The sequence below is a fragment of the Muriicola sp. Z0-33 genome (assembly GCF_026126425.1).
GTDB lineage: Bacteria > Bacteroidota > Bacteroidia > Flavobacteriales > Flavobacteriaceae > JAFMPW01.
On record NZ_JAFMPW010000003.1, the window covers coordinates 77,928 to 95,016 of the forward strand.

The following is a 17,089-nucleotide window of genomic DNA, read 5'->3' on the forward strand; positions in this document are numbered from 1 at the left end:
ACAATATACACATCATGCAAAGAAGAAAATTTATCAACAGAACAACATTAGGAACTGCCGCAATGGTAGGGTTCCCAACCATAGTACCGGCTCATGTTCTGGGGAAAGACGCACCGAGCAATAAAATCAATATAGGTCAGATTGGTTGTGGCCGAATTGCCCAGGTCCATGATGTTCCTGATACCCTGAAATATAACGAAGCAAGAGTTATGGCTGTTTGTGATGTAGATGCCAGGCGGGCCGCCGATGCCAAGACCTGGGTAGATGGCTATTATCAAAAAAAGATGGATAAGGCGAACTACATGAATACAAGAGTGTATGAAGATTACAGAGAAATGTTACTCAACAAAGATTTGGACGCAGTAGTCATTAGTACTCCGGATCACTGGCATTCTCAACCCGCTATGGAGGCAGCATTGGCAGGTAAAGACATCTATCTTCAAAAACCTACCTCCCTGACCATAAAAGAAGGACAGCAATTACGCGAAGTAGTACAAAAAAAGAAGGTAATACTGCAGGTAGGAACCCAGCAAAGGGCCATGCCGCAATTCCGGGTAGCTGCCGAATTGGTTAGAAATGGTCGAATTGGAAAAATCCATACCGTAAAAATTGGCTTACCAGGAGACCCTGCCGGTCCTGTTGCCCCTGAAATGCCAGTCCCGTCCAATCTAAACTTTGATATGTGGCTGGGATCTACTCCCCTGGTTCCTTATACAGAAATAGGCGTACACCCTCAAAATGATTATAGCAGACCCGGATGGCTTCGAATCAGAAATTACGGAGCGGGTATGATCACTGGTTGGGGACAGCACCACTACGACTCCGCAGCATGGGGGATGAACACAGAGTTAACCGGCCCCGTTTCGGTACAATCTTTGGCCGAATTCCCAAAATCGGGACTGTGGAATGTACATGGCGACTTCTTCGTAAAACACGAATACAAAAATGGTATTACGGTGTATACCAGTGGAGGTTACACCAATGGAATCCGCTATGAAGGTTCGGACGGTTGGATATTTGTTTCAAGGGGCGATTACCAGGCTTCTGCATCAGACCCGGTAGATAAAGAGAAAAGCAGTAAAGCCCTGAATGCCTCAGATCCAAAACTGCTAGAATCTGTAATTGGAGAAAACGAAATACATCTCGAAAAAATTGATGATCAGCACGGCAACTGGCTAGAATGTATCAAAACAAGAAAAGCCCCTATTTCTCCTATAGAAAAAGGTCATAAAGCATGTGCCATCTGTCTCATTAGTGATATATCAATGCATTTTGACAGGAAATTAGACTGGGATCCTGATAAAGAAGTTTTTATCAATGACGATGAGGCCAATGCACTGCTTCGCCGCGAACAGCGAAAACCATATGGTACGGACTACCTGAAGATATAACCGGCTATACCTCAAAATTTTAATTTATCAGAATGGGGTTAGTTGATCTGAATTTCCTCCATTACCTTCTTATGACTAAATTTACTGCCATATTTATGAAGTACTTTATCTTATTTTGTACGGTTGGACTGCTTTTCTGCTGTTCTGAAAACAATCCTAAACCCAATGTAATGCATCAGGCAAGCACTACCAATATCAGACTGATGACCTTAGACCCGGGACATTTCCATGCCGCGCTGGTACAAAAGACCATGTATAAAAATGTAGCTTCCACTCTATATGTATATGCCCCTGAAGGCCCTGAAGTACTGGACTATTTAGATAAAATAGCTGCATACAATAACAGGGAAAATTCCCCGACAAACTGGAAAGTAGAGCGGCGTATCGGAACGGATTATCTAAAAAACATGCTCAATGAGCAGCCGGGCAATGTAATGATAGTGGCCGGTAAGAATTCTAAAAAAATAGACTATATCCTGGAAGCTGTTAAAGCGGGCATCAACGTCTATGCAGACAAACCATTGGTAATAAATAAAGAAGGATATGCCAAGCTTAAGGAAGCCTTCCGGATTGCAAAAGAAAAAAACCTCATCCTCTACGATATTATGACAGAGCGATTTGAGTCTACAACCGCGCTGCAAAAGTTATTATCTGCTCAAACTAACGTTTTTGGCGAACTTCTGGATGGTCATCACGGGCAACCCTCAATTGTTAAAGAAAGCGTACATCACTTTTTTAAATATGTTTCCGGAAAACCACTGATAAGGCCCCCCTGGTTCTTTGATGTAAATGAAGAGGGAGATGGGATAGTTGATGTCACTACCCATTTAGTAGATTTAGTGCAATGGGAGGCATTCCCAGGGCAAGTAATAGATACTAATGATATCGAAATGGTTTCCGCAAAAAGATGGCCTACTGTTTTGACACTCCCGGAATTTCAAAAAGTTACTGGCCTGGATGCATTTCCTGAATATCTCAGTAAAGACATTAAGGAAGATAAATTACATGTTTATTGCAATGGGGAAATGATCTATAAAATTCGGGGTAAATTGGCTAAAGTCTCAGTGATATGGAACTATCAGGCACCTGAAGGTACAGCAGATACGCATTATAGCATTATGCGGGGTTCTAAAAGTAACCTGATTATAAAACAGGGGGAAGATGAAGGTTATTTACCAACACTTTACGTGGAAGCAAAAGATACCAAAGGATTTGAGGCCAGTTTAAAAGGGGCTGTTGCAGGAGCTGTTGCAGAGCTATATCCGGGTACGACCATGGAGAAAATATCTGACGGTCTTTGGAAAATAAACATTCCGGACGAGTTTAAAATTGGGCATGAGGCACATTTTGCCCAGGTTACTGAGAATTACCTTAAATATCTGGAGAACCAAGAACTTCCAGACTGGGAAGTTCCCAATATGATTACAAAATATTATATTACCACAGCAGCATATCAATTGGCTAAAGCGAACTAATTTATGACCAAGGACTCATTTTCAATAGCGAAAAAGACCTACGCCCTTTCCGGGGCTACCGGTACTTTAGGAGGTTCAATCTCAGAATATCTCGTAAGTAATGGGGCAAACGTAATTCTCTTAGGCAGATCTGCCGAAAAACTGGAAAAGAAAATTGTAGAATTAGATAAAATCAAGCCCGGGATGTCCAGGTCTTACCTGGTAGACCTTTTAGATGAGCACCAATTAAAGAAAACAAGGGATAAGATTCAGGAAGATGTAAGGCAATTAGACGGCCTGGTAAATTTAGCAGGTGGTAATATACCAGGAGCCACACTTAAGGAAGGACAGGACATCTTTGATTTAGAGATTGAAGATACCCGAAAGGTGGTCGATATCAATTTATATGGAACCATCATGCCCACAATTATCCTGGGCGAATTAATGGCCAAACAGGGACATGGATCCATAGTTAATATTTCGTCTATGGCGGCCAAGAGAACAATCACTAGAGTTCTGGGGTATTCTATTGCCAAGGCCGGGGTTGATATTTTCACCAAATGGATGGCCAACGAACTCGCTTCAAAGTTCAATGATAAGGTTAGAGTAAATGCCATTGCGCCTGGCTTTTTTATCGGGAACCAAAACAGGGCATTGCTTATGAACGAGGATAACACTTATACCAGCAGGGGCAAGAAAATCATTAACAATACGCCCATGGGCCGCTTTGGTGATGCCTCAGAACTTAACGGGATGGTGCATTATCTTTTAAGCGACTCTTCTAGTTTTGTCACCGGTGGCATTTTTGATGTGGACGGCGGGTTCAGTACATTTTCAGGAGTATAATAGTTATGGAATATCTAAAAAAAACTTTCCGGTGGTTTGGACCAGACTTTGGTGTGACCCTCGAGGATATTAAACAAATTGGTGTTGAAGGAATAGTAGCAGCCTGCCAGCATATCCCGATTGGGGAAGTTTGGCCCAATTCTGATATCGCTGCACTAAAAAAAAATATAGAATCCGCAGGACTGCAATGGTCTGTGGTAGAGAGTGTCAACATACATACTACTATAAAATATGGGCTGCCCGAGCGCGACAAGTATATTGAGAATTACATTCAGACACTTCGGAATTTAGCAGAAAATGGCATTTACACGGTCTGCTATAATTTTATGCAACTTATAGACTGGACCAGAACAGATCTGGATTACCAATTACCCAATAGTGCTTCCGCCTTGAGGTTTGATCCCATAGCTGCGGCGGCATTTGATCTATTTATCCTGCAGAGGGAAGGCGCCAGTGATTGCTATGACGAGCAGACAATAAATGAGGCCAAAAACTATTTTGATACCCTGAACCCGGAAGAGAGAACAGCATTAGAGCATGCTATTTTAGCAGGAATGCCAGGTTCAAAAAAACTGATCTCCCTTGAAGAATTTAAGAGAAATCATCGTACCGTACTGGAAATTTCTAAGGAACAGCTGCAGGAAAATCTGGCTTATTTTCTAAAGTCTATAATTCCTGAAGCGGAAAAACTCGGCATTAAAATGGCCATTCATCCGGACGATCCTCCTTTTGAGGTTTTCGGCGTGCCGCGGATAGCCTCTAATTATGAAGAGTTAAAATTTATTTTAGATGCCTGTCCGTCACCCAGTAACGGACTCACTTTCTGTTCGGGTTCATTAGGGGCTTCAGCGGGGAACGACCTGGTAAAAATTATAGAGGATTTTGGAGACAGAATACATTTTATTCACCTGAGAAATGTAGAAAGGCAGGAAGATGGTAGTTTTTATGAAGCTTCACATTTAGATGGTTCGCTCCAAATGGAAGAAATTTTAAAAGCGATTATTAGCGAACAAAAAAGAAGATATTCATCAGGTATTGGAGAAATAGCCATCCCCATGCGTCCGGATCACGGTCATGTGCTGTTAGATGACAAAAGACGCCAGACCGATTTTTATTCAGGGTATTCCCTAATTGGAAGGGCTCTGGGACTTGCTCAAATTTATGGCCTGGAGAAGGGCATTAGGAGTTTTGATAATTAGTTGCCTCATAGATTAAATGCGATTCAGGTATGAGAAATGTAACATCAATTTTCATTCTATCAATAATTCTTATAGCTTGCAGTTCCCGGACTGCCGAGCAAAAAGCGGCTAACGCTGCACTGATTTCACAATTCGATGCTGCCATCACTCAAAACTTACTGCAGAAATGGTATCCTCTTGTTATCGACTATGAATACGGCGGGTTTTATAGTGATATCAATAAAGACTTTACAGTTGGAGAAAGGCAAGATAAAATGATTGTCTCCCAGGCGAGGCATATCTGGACCACCGCAAAAGCCGCTGAATTATTTGGGAGCACTACGGATTATATGCAATATGCCCGTCATGGATTTAAATTTCTCCGGGATCAGATGTGGGATAGTATTAATGGCGGTTTTTTTAACCTGGTTAGCAGAGAAGGGCTCCCCTTGCCAGTAACAGAAGAGCCAAAAACGGCATATGGCAATGCTTTTGCCATATATGGTTTGTCTGCGTATTATAAAGCCTCTAAAGATCCGGAAGCCCTTGATTATGCAAAAAAAACCTTCTATTGGTTAGAAACACACAGCCATGATACAATAAACAAAGGGTATTTTCAATCCCTGAGTTTAGATGGGAGTCCTGTACAACGTACAGATGATTTTCCTTCAAATTCCACAATAGGTTATAAGGATCAAAACAGTTCTATTCACCTGTTAGAGGCTTTTACCAGTTTGTACCAGGTGTGGCCCGATGAATTGTTGGCTAAGCGTCTGAAAGAACTGCTGATGCTTATCAGAGATACTATTACCACAGAAAAAGGGTATATGCATCTCTTTTTTACAAAAGACTGGAAACCTATATCATTTAAAGACAGCACTGATATAACCATAAAGAAACATTATTATCTGGATCATGTCTCCTTTGGCCATGATGTAGAAACCGCCTTTTTGCTTTTAGAGGCTGCAGATGCGCTGGGTGAGCAACACAGTATCACACTTGAAAAAGGGAAAAGAATGGTAGATCATGCCCTGGAAACGGGCTGGGATAATGAACTGGGTGGATTCTATGATGGGGGTTATTACTTTAAAGGGAAAGATGAAATTACTATTGTTAATGATAATAAGAATTGGTGGACACAGGCCGAAGGCCTGAACAGCCTACTGCTTTTTAGCCAGTATTACCCCGAAGATCCAAAAAAATACAGGGCCCGTTTCGATCAACTTTGGGAGTATACCAACACTTATTTATTAGATGATGTAAATGGGGGTTGGTACGAATGGGGTACAGATAAACGTCCCCAAGCCCAAGAAGGATTAAAAGGTCATATCTGGAAAGCTACGTACCATAATTACAGATCTCTGGCAAACTGCAAATTGCTACTGGAGAGGGCAGAAGACTAAGCGCCCTCTGTAATGCTTAAATCTTGCCAGCTAAAGACTTTTGGATCACCTGTTGCGTAGTTGTATAGCTCTTTTTCAAAAGTGTTTCGGCATCCATGGTATCCCAATATCCTTTATTAAATAACTCCACGGATAGGCCTCCTCTAAAACCAGCATCGAATAACTTTGGCAGGATTTCGTTAAATGGGCAAACACCTTCCCCGGGTAAAACCCTGTCTGCATCTGTAAGTTTATCCCAGGAAGGATGCTCCGGATAATCGTTCATATGAATAACAGGCAGCCTTTTACCATTAAGGCAATCCAGGGTATCCCAATCATTCCCCCCCCGGTGAATGTGGTAAAAGTCGAGCAGCATAGTAGCCTTGGGATGACCGCTGGCAATTACTATCTGTGCGCAATCTGCTACCTTGTTTAAGGCGCCCATCCCCCAAAGTTCTAACACAGGTGTTACCCCGGTTTGATCCCCAAGTTCTAAGATGGCAGTAAACCGCTCTGCGTAATCATCGTATTTTGTCCTGTCTAAAGCAGCTATCCCCTGCACTGGCGCAGCGATAAATGCTCCCCCAAGGCCTGCGGTTATTTCCATCTCTTCTGCCAACAGGTCAAGGGCAGCTTTTCTTTCTTCAGCATCATCACTACACCATTTTGAAAAGCCAATAATGTTTTCCAAAAGCAAATTATGGCTTTGCAGTTTTTCCTTTAGTTGTTCTGTGCTTCCTCCGCTATCCAGGAAAGATTTAATATTTCGCATCCACAGTTCAACCCCGTCAAAACCGGCATTGGCTACCATATCAATTTGCTGGTCCACAGGAATATTATAATGAAGTAAGGTAGAAGTGTTTAAACTCACCCGCATAGGAAGTTGTGGCTTTACTTTTTTAACATTGTCTGGTAATACTCGCGGGATATCAGAGCTAAAACCAAATCCAGCCAGGGCGGCCATTGATCCTTTTAGGGTATTCTCCAGGGCTTTTCTACGAGAAATCTTGTTATCTGTCATTTTCAAATGGTATAAATTATAAACCTAAAGCGTTGCTATGCGTCAAAAGTATCTTTCGAAATTTAAGCTAAATTTTTGAGATTTATCTTAAGGGAGTACGGCAACCACTAAGCACTGAAATAAAAAAGCTGGACTTTCGTCCAGCTTCCTTCCTTGCCATAAGAATTAAATAAATGAAAAATATTTTATGTGATCAAAATTTACCTGTTGCTATCGGTACAAGGTAAAATGACCCACGTATTGTTGTTTTTCTCTGTCATTAGCATTAACCACATACCAGTAATCTCCGGTAGGAACAGGTCTGCCATCATAATCACCATCCCAATTGGCCACCTGGTCTAATCTGGCAACCACTCTGCCGTAGCGATCGTAAATTATAACTTCTATATTAGGGAAGAAATCCCTGTTTCTTGGGAACCAAACATCATTATTTCCGTCGCCATCGGGGGTAAAGAAATTTGGAATTTCGAGCATCCCTGTAAAGTCGAACGGAAAGACGATTACCGCAACACAACCATTTTGGTCTACCACTCTTACTTCAACATTGGAATCTGCGTTTGCAAAATAAACACTTTCACTACCGTAAGATTCCCCATTGAAGAAGTATTCATACCCGCCGTAGCCTCCTGTCGCTGAAGCGGTAATTTCATTAGGGCCTGTTTTTGTTGCAACAAGGGTCAGAGGATCATACGCATCGATTGTAAAATCTACAAAAGTGGTACATCCGTTTGAGTGATAAATATATACGGTATGATCTCCTGCGGGAAGGTCTCCCCATTGCCTGTCTGTTGCCGCCAGGGCAGTGATAGCGTCTGTTGGGTCTATCGGATCCAAAGCAAATAACAGATCCGAGTACTGACTTGAATCCTGCATTTCTACAGTTGCCGTACTGTTTGGGAAGATGCCATCACATCCATAAACCACATTGGCAACGGGTTGTAAGTCTACTCCTATCCCAACAGGAACAATAACGTTGGTCTCACATCCACGAGCATCTCTCACAAAAAACACATAAGTATCCCCGCCTATCAGATTGTCCCAATACATGGAAGGATTAGGCGCAAAATCTATATCAGCGTTGGAATTAACGGCAAATTCATAGGGTGCAGTACCCCCACTTACTTGCAATGTCACAGTACCATCCGCATCCCCCATACATGTTTCTGGAGTTGCATCAGCAATCCCCGCCACAAGTTCCATGGGTTCGGTTATGGTAATGGTTTGTGTAATAGTACAACCCAGATCATCCTGAATAATTACCTCATAGCTCCTGGGAACCAGGTCTGTAAATGTTTTCCTGTTTGGGAACAACGGATCGTCAGCTTCAAAAAACTCACTTAGCTGATCAGCTATCGAATAACGGATGACGCCTGTTCCTCCGCTGGCCTCAATAATTAATTGTCCGTCTGTATCGCCAAAACAACTAACAGGTACGGCTTCTATATAATCCAACACAAGTGGTGGGGGATCTGTAATATCTATAGGGGGAGACAGCACAGTACATCCACCGCTGGTTGCATATACCCAATACGTTCCTGCAGGAAGATCTCTGAAAATTCCCGAAGACTGCGCACTTCTCTCTACATTTGGTCCTGAAGGGAAAGGTGGAACATCTGAATTAAGCAGGGTGTAAACATAATTTCCAATACCTCCAAAAGCCTCTGAACGTATGATTCCTGTTGCTTCCCCAGCACAGTTAATCGTGGCATTTGTCAGATCTAAAGAAATGACCAATGGGGCTGCAGGGTCTAGTGATATCTGATTCGATTTCTCGAACGGACAGCCATTCGAATTCTGTACATCGTATTGGAATGGTCCCGGATCAATGGTGATATTTTCACTGATCTGAACAGAGGTTGCCGTAGGATCTAATGCATCCAATGGAAGGAAGGGGTCAGCCGTTCCGGATCTCCTGAAGAAATAGCTTACGCCAACTTCAGGGTTGGTTACAGTAAGTTCCATGATCCCAACATCCCCACAACCCGGTGGCTGTAGTTCAACAAGTTCAGCAACCACTACTGGTGGATCAACAATTGTTATAGGCACAGTTACATAACTACAATCCCAGCCATCGAATACTGTAATTGTATAATCCCCGGCCGATAAGTTGCTGAAAGTTGTGGTGGTTTGCAATCCACTATTAGTACCATCGGATAACCTGTTTAACTGGTAAAGGTAATTCCCAGGGCCCTGGCCGCCGCTCACATTAAACGCCTCAATGGCACCGTTGTTATCATTGTTACATTGCAAGGGTGTAACTACTTGTATATCTGCATATATCGGCGTAGGCAATGCAAGATTGATAGTGTTGGTTGCTATACATCCTTCAATATCCCGAACATTAATGGTATAGGTGCCGTCAGACAATCCTGTAATATTATCATTTGTACTTGGGAAATCCTGTATTATAGTTATCCCATCTGGGGCAATTACCTGATATTCAAAGGTGCCCCATCCGCCATCACCTACCAGGAATATTTCTCCTAATCCAGGTACGGCGCAGGTGACTTCAGCAGTCTGAGTTAGGGCTACTGTTAATGCCCTGTCTGGTTGTCTTACTGTCGCTACATTACTTATAACGTCACAAAAAGGAGTGCTAAGTGCTTCTACATGAACTACTAAATTCCCTGCTGGTAAGCCAGTGATTGTGCCTGGATTTTGTCCTGGAACAGTTGTATCAAAACTTCCGGTAACACCGGTTGTAGTCTCTACCCCGGCATTGTCTCTTGAAAACACCTCATAATTATACGTTCCTGTATAGTTATTGATTTGAATACTTATTTCACCATCTGTTCCATTGAAACATGTTACCGGTCTGGTCTCCGCAATTACGGCCTCAATAGTGTTGTATTCTGGTACCGTCACCACCTGGGTGAGATAGGTACATCCAGCATTTCCAACATCTGTCACGGCAAAAATATAATCCCCTGGAGTGCTGATCAACCAGTTAACTCTATCGGTACCTCCGGAATTCTGAACAGGCTCAGAACCTAATGGAAGTATCTCAACATCGTAGCTACCAGGTCCTTCGTTGATAATTATATCTATAGACCCGGGGTTGACACTGCTTCCGTCGGCAGCACAGCTTATTGGGTTAACATTGAAAGAAAAAGTAAGGTCTGTAGGTGCATTTATATTCACCGTAGTCTGAATTTCACATCCATTCTGATCCCTTGCAGTCATCAACAGCGACTGATTTGTTCCATCATCTACCACTTCAAACACATTGTTAGTACCATTTGAGAAAGTAGTTGTACCATCGAACATGGTATAAGTATATGGAGCTGTCCCTGTGTTGACTCCCGTACCGTCACCATTTGTATCTGTATATACGGTTATGGTTGCAGTATTAAACCTGTTACTATTGGGATCACAAGTAAATTCTGTATTGGCTGTTCCTATCTGTAGCGGTGAAGGTTCTATTATAACCACATCTGCAGATCTGTCTGTACAGCCTCTGTTAGAGGTAACCTCAGCCTGGTAGGTGCCTGGAGGCAGGTTATCAAATATAGCTGTTGGTTGGGCAGGTCTTACCACAGTTGCCGTTCCTCCATCGTACAAAGTAAAAGTAAATGGCGTATCCGTATCACTACCTGGTTGCAGTTCTACAGAAATATATCCATCATCTGCTCCATTACATGTAATATCTCCTTTTGGAGTGGCAGAAATCACTGGGTTGTTCACCACCGTTACGTCTACAGCGGCAGTATCGGAACAGAGCGGTATGGTATTAGAATCCAGGTCTGTCACCAGAATGGTATAACTCGCTGGAGGCAAATTGATAAATACAGGATCATTGATCTGAACCACTGTTGGATTTACTCCGTCATCTAATTCGTATCTGAAGTTTCCACTACCTCCACTGGTATTAATCGTTATCACCCCGTCGCCGGCATTACAGGTAGGTTCTGTAGTGGCACTGGCGGTTATTGCAAAGAAATCGAATACTCTGGCTACTACCGTATTTGTACAACCATTACCATCTCTTACCACAATAGTGTAATCTCCGGGATTGGGAACAGTGAAATTAGGACTCGATTGAAATCCGCCTCCAATATCATATTCAAAAGTCGTTTCAGGGGCTGGTCCTGATGTTAAAGGAGATGTAACATTTATGGTGTAATTCGCCACGGCCGTACACTGGTTAATTACGTCTACCGTAGGTACGGGGACTCCTGCGGCTTCAGTGACCGTTACCGTAGTGAAACTGGTACATCCATTGCTGTCTTCAACATAAAAATCGTAATCGGCCGGATACGGCCCTGCAATCTCATAAGTGGTCTGACTTGTAAATACAACCGGTGCAGGATTTCCTGTAGGCACATAGGCAAAGCCATAAGCAGGGGTGCCGCCAGTACCTCTAACGGTAACCAAGGCCCCCACATTACATGTTGCCGGTTCATTATTGTCTACTACCAGACTGGGAATGTCTGTTACAATACTCACCAGGGCACTGCCATCACATTGTGTATCATCGTCATTAACTAAAACCTGATAATTCCCCGGTGGCAGACCGGTAAAAGAACCTGTATTAAAAGGTAATGGCTCGTTAGTAAAAACTACTGGTCCGGCTACAATAATTCCGGTATCGGTGTCCTGTAATTGAACAGTAAAATTAGCGGGGTTATTCAATAAGCCATCTACGGTATATGAAATTACGCCGTTGCCTCCTGGTGCACAGGAAGCCGTTGTTGCTGTAGCGGTAACATTCACAGGGCTTGGGGGTACTATTGGGTCTATCCGTTCTATATAGGTACAGCCCAAAGCATCCTGAACCTGGATAAAATAAGTTACTCCAAAAGTTACCTGCCCGGCAAAATCATGAATATCAATACCATTTACATTTGCTGGTACTAAAGGGTTCCCTACCAATCCAAACAAATAAGGCGCGGTTCCACCACTAGCCTGGAACCTGTATGTGATCCACGGATCTGTACAGTTAGCCGGCGGGGTGTCCAGAGGTGTTAGCGTAATTTGATTTTGTGAAATAGTAACAATCTCCCTTTCTTCACAACCAGAAGCATCCTGGGTAACCACTGTATAGGTACCAGGTATCACATTTGAGAAATTGGCTGTTGTGGCAGCTGTAGGGCCAACTACTGCCACTGTAGCACCACTTATATCCTGTAAGGTATACGTATAATTAGGAGTACCATTTGCCACTGCCGTTACATCTATTATACCTTCAACCGTACCCGCAGCACAGACTGCATCTGTTACTACAATGGTGGCATCTATAGGTAGACTTGCATTAACGGTGGCAGAAAGAAGTGGAGTGGTACAGCCTCTGCTATCCCTTATCATAAAGGTAGAATAGGTTCCTGCAGCAAAACCGGAATATATATTCTGCGCCCTAAAAGTAGCGCCACTGTTATCACTAAATTGATAAGGAGGAACCCCAAAATTAGTATCGGGCACCAATTCTATAATTCCATTGTCATCACCACAAGTGGTATCTGTGGCGATAGCAGTTCCTGCAATTGTTTCCGGTGGTGAAATAGTAACCACATTAGTTTCCGTTAAACATCCCCTGCTATCGTATACTTCAAATTGAAATGTTGTAGGTACTATTATAGAACCATTATTAGGGATATTATAAATAAAGGAGTTTCCTGTAATATTCGTGGTAGTGCTAGAATACGCTCCCCCATTAATGCTCACTTCATAATAGTCATAATCCCCTCCTGAAGGGTATCCATTACTTATATTAACCTGGATCTGGGCATCTGGTCCTCCACAGTCTAATTCCTGAATAGTTGTAGCGACGGCAATTATTTCCTGAGCGATAGTGGCAGTTACGGTATCCCTGCAATCGTTTCCATCCACAACTTCGATGGTGTAAGTTCCGGGAGTCAGCCCATTAAATGTATTACTGGCACCAAGAGGGCCGCCATTGATCCTGAATTGATAGGATCCGTCTCCTCCAGCAGCGTTAACAACCAGGGTAGCAGCATCTACATTGTCATAGCAAAAATCTGATGCTCCGTTATCGAGGGTTAAGGTAGGAGATGACAAAGAAGTTAATGTAAAGCTATCGGTTATAGTACATCCATTAGCGTCGGTTACACTTACCTGATATAAACCATCCTGCGTCAGATTGGAAAAGGTATTTCCATTCTTAGGTCCTCTTGTAGAGGCATCCGGTTGGGTAAGGGTATATCGATTACCTCCCCATCCACCTACGGTGTTAATAGTTACGCTACCTACATTACCATTCTGACAGCTCATAGCTGTCACGTTTAAATTGTTTATTGCAAAAGCAACTGCGGGCTCCTGGATGGTTAAAGTAGCTGTATCTGTACAATTGGTATCTTCATCAGTAACAGAGATGGTATAGTTGCCAGCGGTAAGTCCGGTCACATCTATTGTCCCGTTATTCTGATTGGTAAATACAGGACCAGCATCTATTTGATAACTGAATGTAGTGTCGAAACCGTCTACCAGAAATCTACCCGATCCATCGCTATCGCCAACGCAGGTCACCACATCAATAGGTAATGCCTGAACTGAAATAGAACTAATATCTGTAATTGCAAATGCTTCGTCATAGGAACATCCGGCAACATCTGTAACCCTAAAAGTATAGGTGCCCAGGCCAAGCCCCGTAAAAACCGGGTTATTTCCATTATTTATGGCACTTCCTGCAGGTGCAATTATTTCATATGTATAAGGTGCGGTTCCATCGGTAACTGCTACGGTAACCGAAGCAGAACTGGTAAGACAATTTATACTGGATATGGTAAAATCCATATCCGTTGGTTTGTCAAGGGCATTAAATACTATAGGCGCCAGACTTTGGACGCAACCGTTAGCATCTCTGATTTGCGGGGTATATGTACCTACACCCAGGTTGGTAAATACCGTGGTAGGGCTAAAACCTGCCCCAATGCTGTAATCATAAGGTCCTACACCACCAGATACACCTGAAATGGTAATTTGTCCTCCATTCTCATTTAAACAACTTGGTGCGCTATCTGCTGTTGCAGTCCCGCTAATACTCGAAGGTGTCCCAACAGTTTCACTAGATGATGGGGTGGTACAAATAAAGCTTCCCTGCTGGTATCTTATCAAAACGTCATAAGAAGCAGGTGCAAGATTGTTGAATACATTACTCCCCTGGTAGCTAGCACCATTATTGTTACTGAATTCCAGGTTATAACCAAAACCGTTCACAACATTTACTATGATACTTCCATCATTGGCTCCACCACAATTAGCATCGTTGGTGGTAATAGTGAAGGTTGGTGGTGGCAGATCTTCAACATCTACACTGGCGGTTTTCTGACATCCGTTAGCATCTTCAACAAGGATATTATAAGTTCCTGCGGATGAGACCGTAAATACTGCGGTACTTGCATAGGGTGCACTCCAGCTTCCCCCGCCGTTTAAGCTATAGATATAGGGTGAAGTACCCCCGGAAGTAGCTATGGTCACATCAACAGTAGCTGCACCACAACCAAAACTATCGTCGGCAGTTGCTGAAACATCTAAGGGGCTAATTCCGGCTCCGATGTCTATGGGCACCCCATTGACATCAAGGGTAATAAGTTCGTTACACTTGTTGGTCTCTACACGCACGCTATAGGTGCCCGGGCTAACATTTGCAAAGGTATAGCTACTGGCAGCATCAGGGCCAAAAGTATCTACCGTTACACCATTCTTTATCAGTCTATAGGTATAAAATCCGGGTACACCAGAAACATCAACATCAATACTACCAAGTTCTCCGCTACAGAGTATATCATTGGCGGTTACATCTACGGTAATATTCAAGTCGGCAACTGTGACACTGTTAGATGGGAATAAACACGCACTTCCCGAAACATTTTTAAGTCGCACCCAAACAACGTAATTACCCGCAGCGGTAACATCAAAAAATGGATCGTCCTGAAAAGGCCCTGTTGAACTGTTTAGGCTATATTCATATCCTGCTGGTACATTGGTAACCTCTACCCTGCCAGGATTACCACAAACAATGTCATCCTTAATCAATTGAGGGTCTAAGGGATTAACCGAAGATTTAAAATAGAAGAATTGTCCTCCGTTTACCTGTACCCTGAACTCACCCGCAGAATCCAGATCGTAGGTGGCTCCTGTCCCTACCTGATCATAACAGGTATTATCTGTATTGGCACAATCTTCTAAAACGGATAAGGCACATCTGTTAGAATCTAGCTTCTCCCAGTTGTAGGTAGCACCACTCTGACTTAAGCTAATCGTCCTTACGTCACTGGTACCACAAAGAAAAAACTTTGCCAGGGTACTACCATCATTTGGACAGGTTACTTCTTCATTTGCCCCTTGAATTATTGTCATGAACATGGGCGCATTAGCAGCCATTGCCCGTGAAGAAGATAGCGTTAGTACATCCGGTAGTATTTCAGAAGATGCAATATCAGATGATGAAACTGCATCTGAGTCTTCCTCATTAGTGGATACAACTTCATAAATAAGCTCGTAAACATTATTCTTTGCAATCGCCGAAGTTCCTACAATTGATAGTGTTATCAAAAGTATGGCATACAGGAGATGCCTTGGTTTTTTTGAGAGCATAGGTTAATTCGTGTTATGGCAAGAATACACGTGATTTGGGATCAGTTTATTCTAAGGTGTAATTGTTTAAACTTATATTTTCTCTTTATCTTTAGGCCTTTAAGCCTACATTATTTAATTATTATTTTAACGATGAATTATGAAAAATAGTATCCTAACCCTTTGTTTTTTCGTTGTAATGACCAATTTTTCTTGCGCTCAAAATGGCGATAACGAGATAAATACCCCTGAGGAATCAAATTTTACCGCAGAATTGATGGTAGATGGGCTGGAAATCCCCTGGGGGATGGTCTTCCTTCCTGATGGCGGATTATTAATTACTGAAAAATCTGGCGAATTAATCCTTTTTAAGGACGGTCAGAAGACCACTATTGATAATGCTCCCAGCATATACCTGCGTGGGCAGGGAGGACTATTAGATATAGAACTGCATCCTGATTATGCTAATAATGGCTGGATCTATTTCTCTCACTCCTCGGAAGAAGGAGAAGACAAAGGAGGAAATACGGCCATTATGCGTGCTAAATTAGAAGGTAATGCTCTCACTAACAATGAATTACTTTATAAGGCCACTCCTAATACTACAAAAGGACAGCATTTTGGATCAAGGTTGGAATTTGATAATGATGGTTACCTCTATTTCTCAATAGGCGACAGGGGCAACAGGGATGTAAATCCTCAGGATATCACCAGGGATGGTGGTAAAATTTATAGAATCATGGATGATGGAACTGTGCCGTCAGACAACCCATTTGTAGGACAAGAAGGGGCTAAAACGGCTGCCTATACCTATGGTAACAGAAACCCTCAGGGGATGACCAAACATCCCGAAACGGGAGATATATGGATTCATGAACACGGACCAAAAGGTGGTGATGAAATTAATATTGTTAAAAAAGGAAACAATTACGGCTGGCCGGTGATCACTTACGGGATTAATTACAGTGGCACCCCGATTACCGACATTACCGCAAAAGAAGGAATGGAACAACCCTTACATTACTGGCTTCCTTCTATAGGGCCCAGCGGAATGACTTTTGTCACTTCTGATAAATATCCGGATTGGAAAGGGAATTTATTGGTAGGTTCCCTGGCTTTTCAGTATTTGGAGCGACTGGAAATGGAGGGCAATAAGGTTACCTACAGAGAGAAACTAATGGCAGACATTGGCAGGGTAAGGAATGTTATCCAAGGGCCAGACGGTTTTATCTATGTAGCCGTAGAAGGAAAGGGAATTTATAAATTAGTACCTAACGCCGGTTAG

Annotated in this window: 8 protein-coding genes; 6 read left to right on the plus strand and 2 right to left on the minus strand. The window is 42.7% G+C overall.

Annotated features, from left to right (window positions below):
- The first annotated feature begins 14 nt into the window (after positions 1-14).
- From J1G40_RS06045 to J1G40_RS06065, 5 genes are all read left to right on the plus strand, one after another.
- A complete protein-coding gene (locus tag J1G40_RS06045; protein WP_265241712.1) occupies positions 15-1,391 on the plus strand; it encodes a Gfo/Idh/MocA family protein in 1,377 nt (458 codons plus the stop codon).
- A 71-nt stretch (positions 1,392-1,462) separates the two neighbouring features.
- A complete protein-coding gene (locus J1G40_RS06050) occupies positions 1,463-2,866 on the plus strand; it encodes a putative oxidoreductase C-terminal domain-containing protein (protein ID WP_265241713.1) in 1,404 nt (467 codons plus the stop codon).
- 3 nt (positions 2,867-2,869) lie between these two features.
- The gene (locus tag J1G40_RS06055) at positions 2,870-3,691 is read left to right on the plus strand and encodes an SDR family oxidoreductase (RefSeq protein WP_265241714.1); all 822 of its coding nucleotides are present in this window, start codon (positions 2,870-2,872) and stop codon (positions 3,689-3,691) included.
- A 5-nt stretch (positions 3,692-3,696) separates the two neighbouring features.
- Positions 3,697-4,890: a mannonate dehydratase gene (uxuA, locus tag J1G40_RS06060; RefSeq protein ID WP_265241715.1), complete on the plus strand. Its 1,194-nt coding sequence runs from the start codon at positions 3,697-3,699 to the stop codon at positions 4,888-4,890.
- 29 nt (positions 4,891-4,919) lie between these two features.
- A complete protein-coding gene (locus J1G40_RS06065; protein WP_265241716.1) occupies positions 4,920-6,272 on the plus strand; it encodes an AGE family epimerase/isomerase in 1,353 nt (450 codons plus the stop codon).
- 16 nt (positions 6,273-6,288) lie between these two features.
- On the opposite strand, the gene J1G40_RS06070 is transcribed toward J1G40_RS06065, so the two are convergent.
- Positions 6,289-7,272, minus strand: coding sequence for a sugar phosphate isomerase/epimerase family protein (locus tag J1G40_RS06070; protein ID WP_265241717.1), 984 nt, complete (start codon positions 7,270-7,272; stop codon positions 6,289-6,291).
- Positions 7,273-7,482: 210 nt separating this feature from the next.
- Positions 7,483-15,825 (minus strand): T9SS type B sorting domain-containing protein, encoded by an 8,343-nt coding sequence (locus tag J1G40_RS06075; RefSeq protein ID WP_265241718.1) that lies wholly within the window; start codon positions 15,823-15,825, stop codon positions 7,483-7,485.
- Positions 15,826-15,964: 139 nt separating this feature from the next.
- Between J1G40_RS06075 and J1G40_RS06080 the strand changes: the two genes are divergently transcribed.
- Entirely contained in the window at positions 15,965-17,089 is a 1,125-nt protein-coding gene (locus tag J1G40_RS06080) for a PQQ-dependent sugar dehydrogenase (protein ID WP_265241719.1), read from the plus strand.

Coding starts and splice junctions, on each gene's coding strand:
- J1G40_RS06045 (WP_265241712.1), top strand. CDS start 15: ATGCAAAGAAGAAAATTTATCAACAGAACAACATTAGGAACTGCCGCA.
- J1G40_RS06050 (WP_265241713.1), top strand. CDS start 1,463: ATGACTAAATTTACTGCCATATTTATGAAGTACTTTATCTTATTTTGT.
- J1G40_RS06055 (WP_265241714.1), top strand. CDS start 2,870: ATGACCAAGGACTCATTTTCAATAGCGAAAAAGACCTACGCCCTTTCC.
- uxuA (WP_265241715.1), top strand. CDS start 3,697: ATGGAATATCTAAAAAAAACTTTCCGGTGGTTTGGACCAGACTTTGGT.
- J1G40_RS06065 (WP_265241716.1), top strand. CDS start 4,920: ATGAGAAATGTAACATCAATTTTCATTCTATCAATAATTCTTATAGCT.
- J1G40_RS06070 (WP_265241717.1), bottom strand. CDS start 7,272: ATGACAGATAACAAGATTTCTCGTAGAAAAGCCCTGGAGAATACCCTA.
- J1G40_RS06075 (WP_265241718.1), bottom strand. CDS start 15,825: ATGCTCTCAAAAAAACCAAGGCATCTCCTGTATGCCATACTTTTGATA.
- J1G40_RS06080 (WP_265241719.1), top strand. CDS start 15,965: ATGAAAAATAGTATCCTAACCCTTTGTTTTTTCGTTGTAATGACCAAT.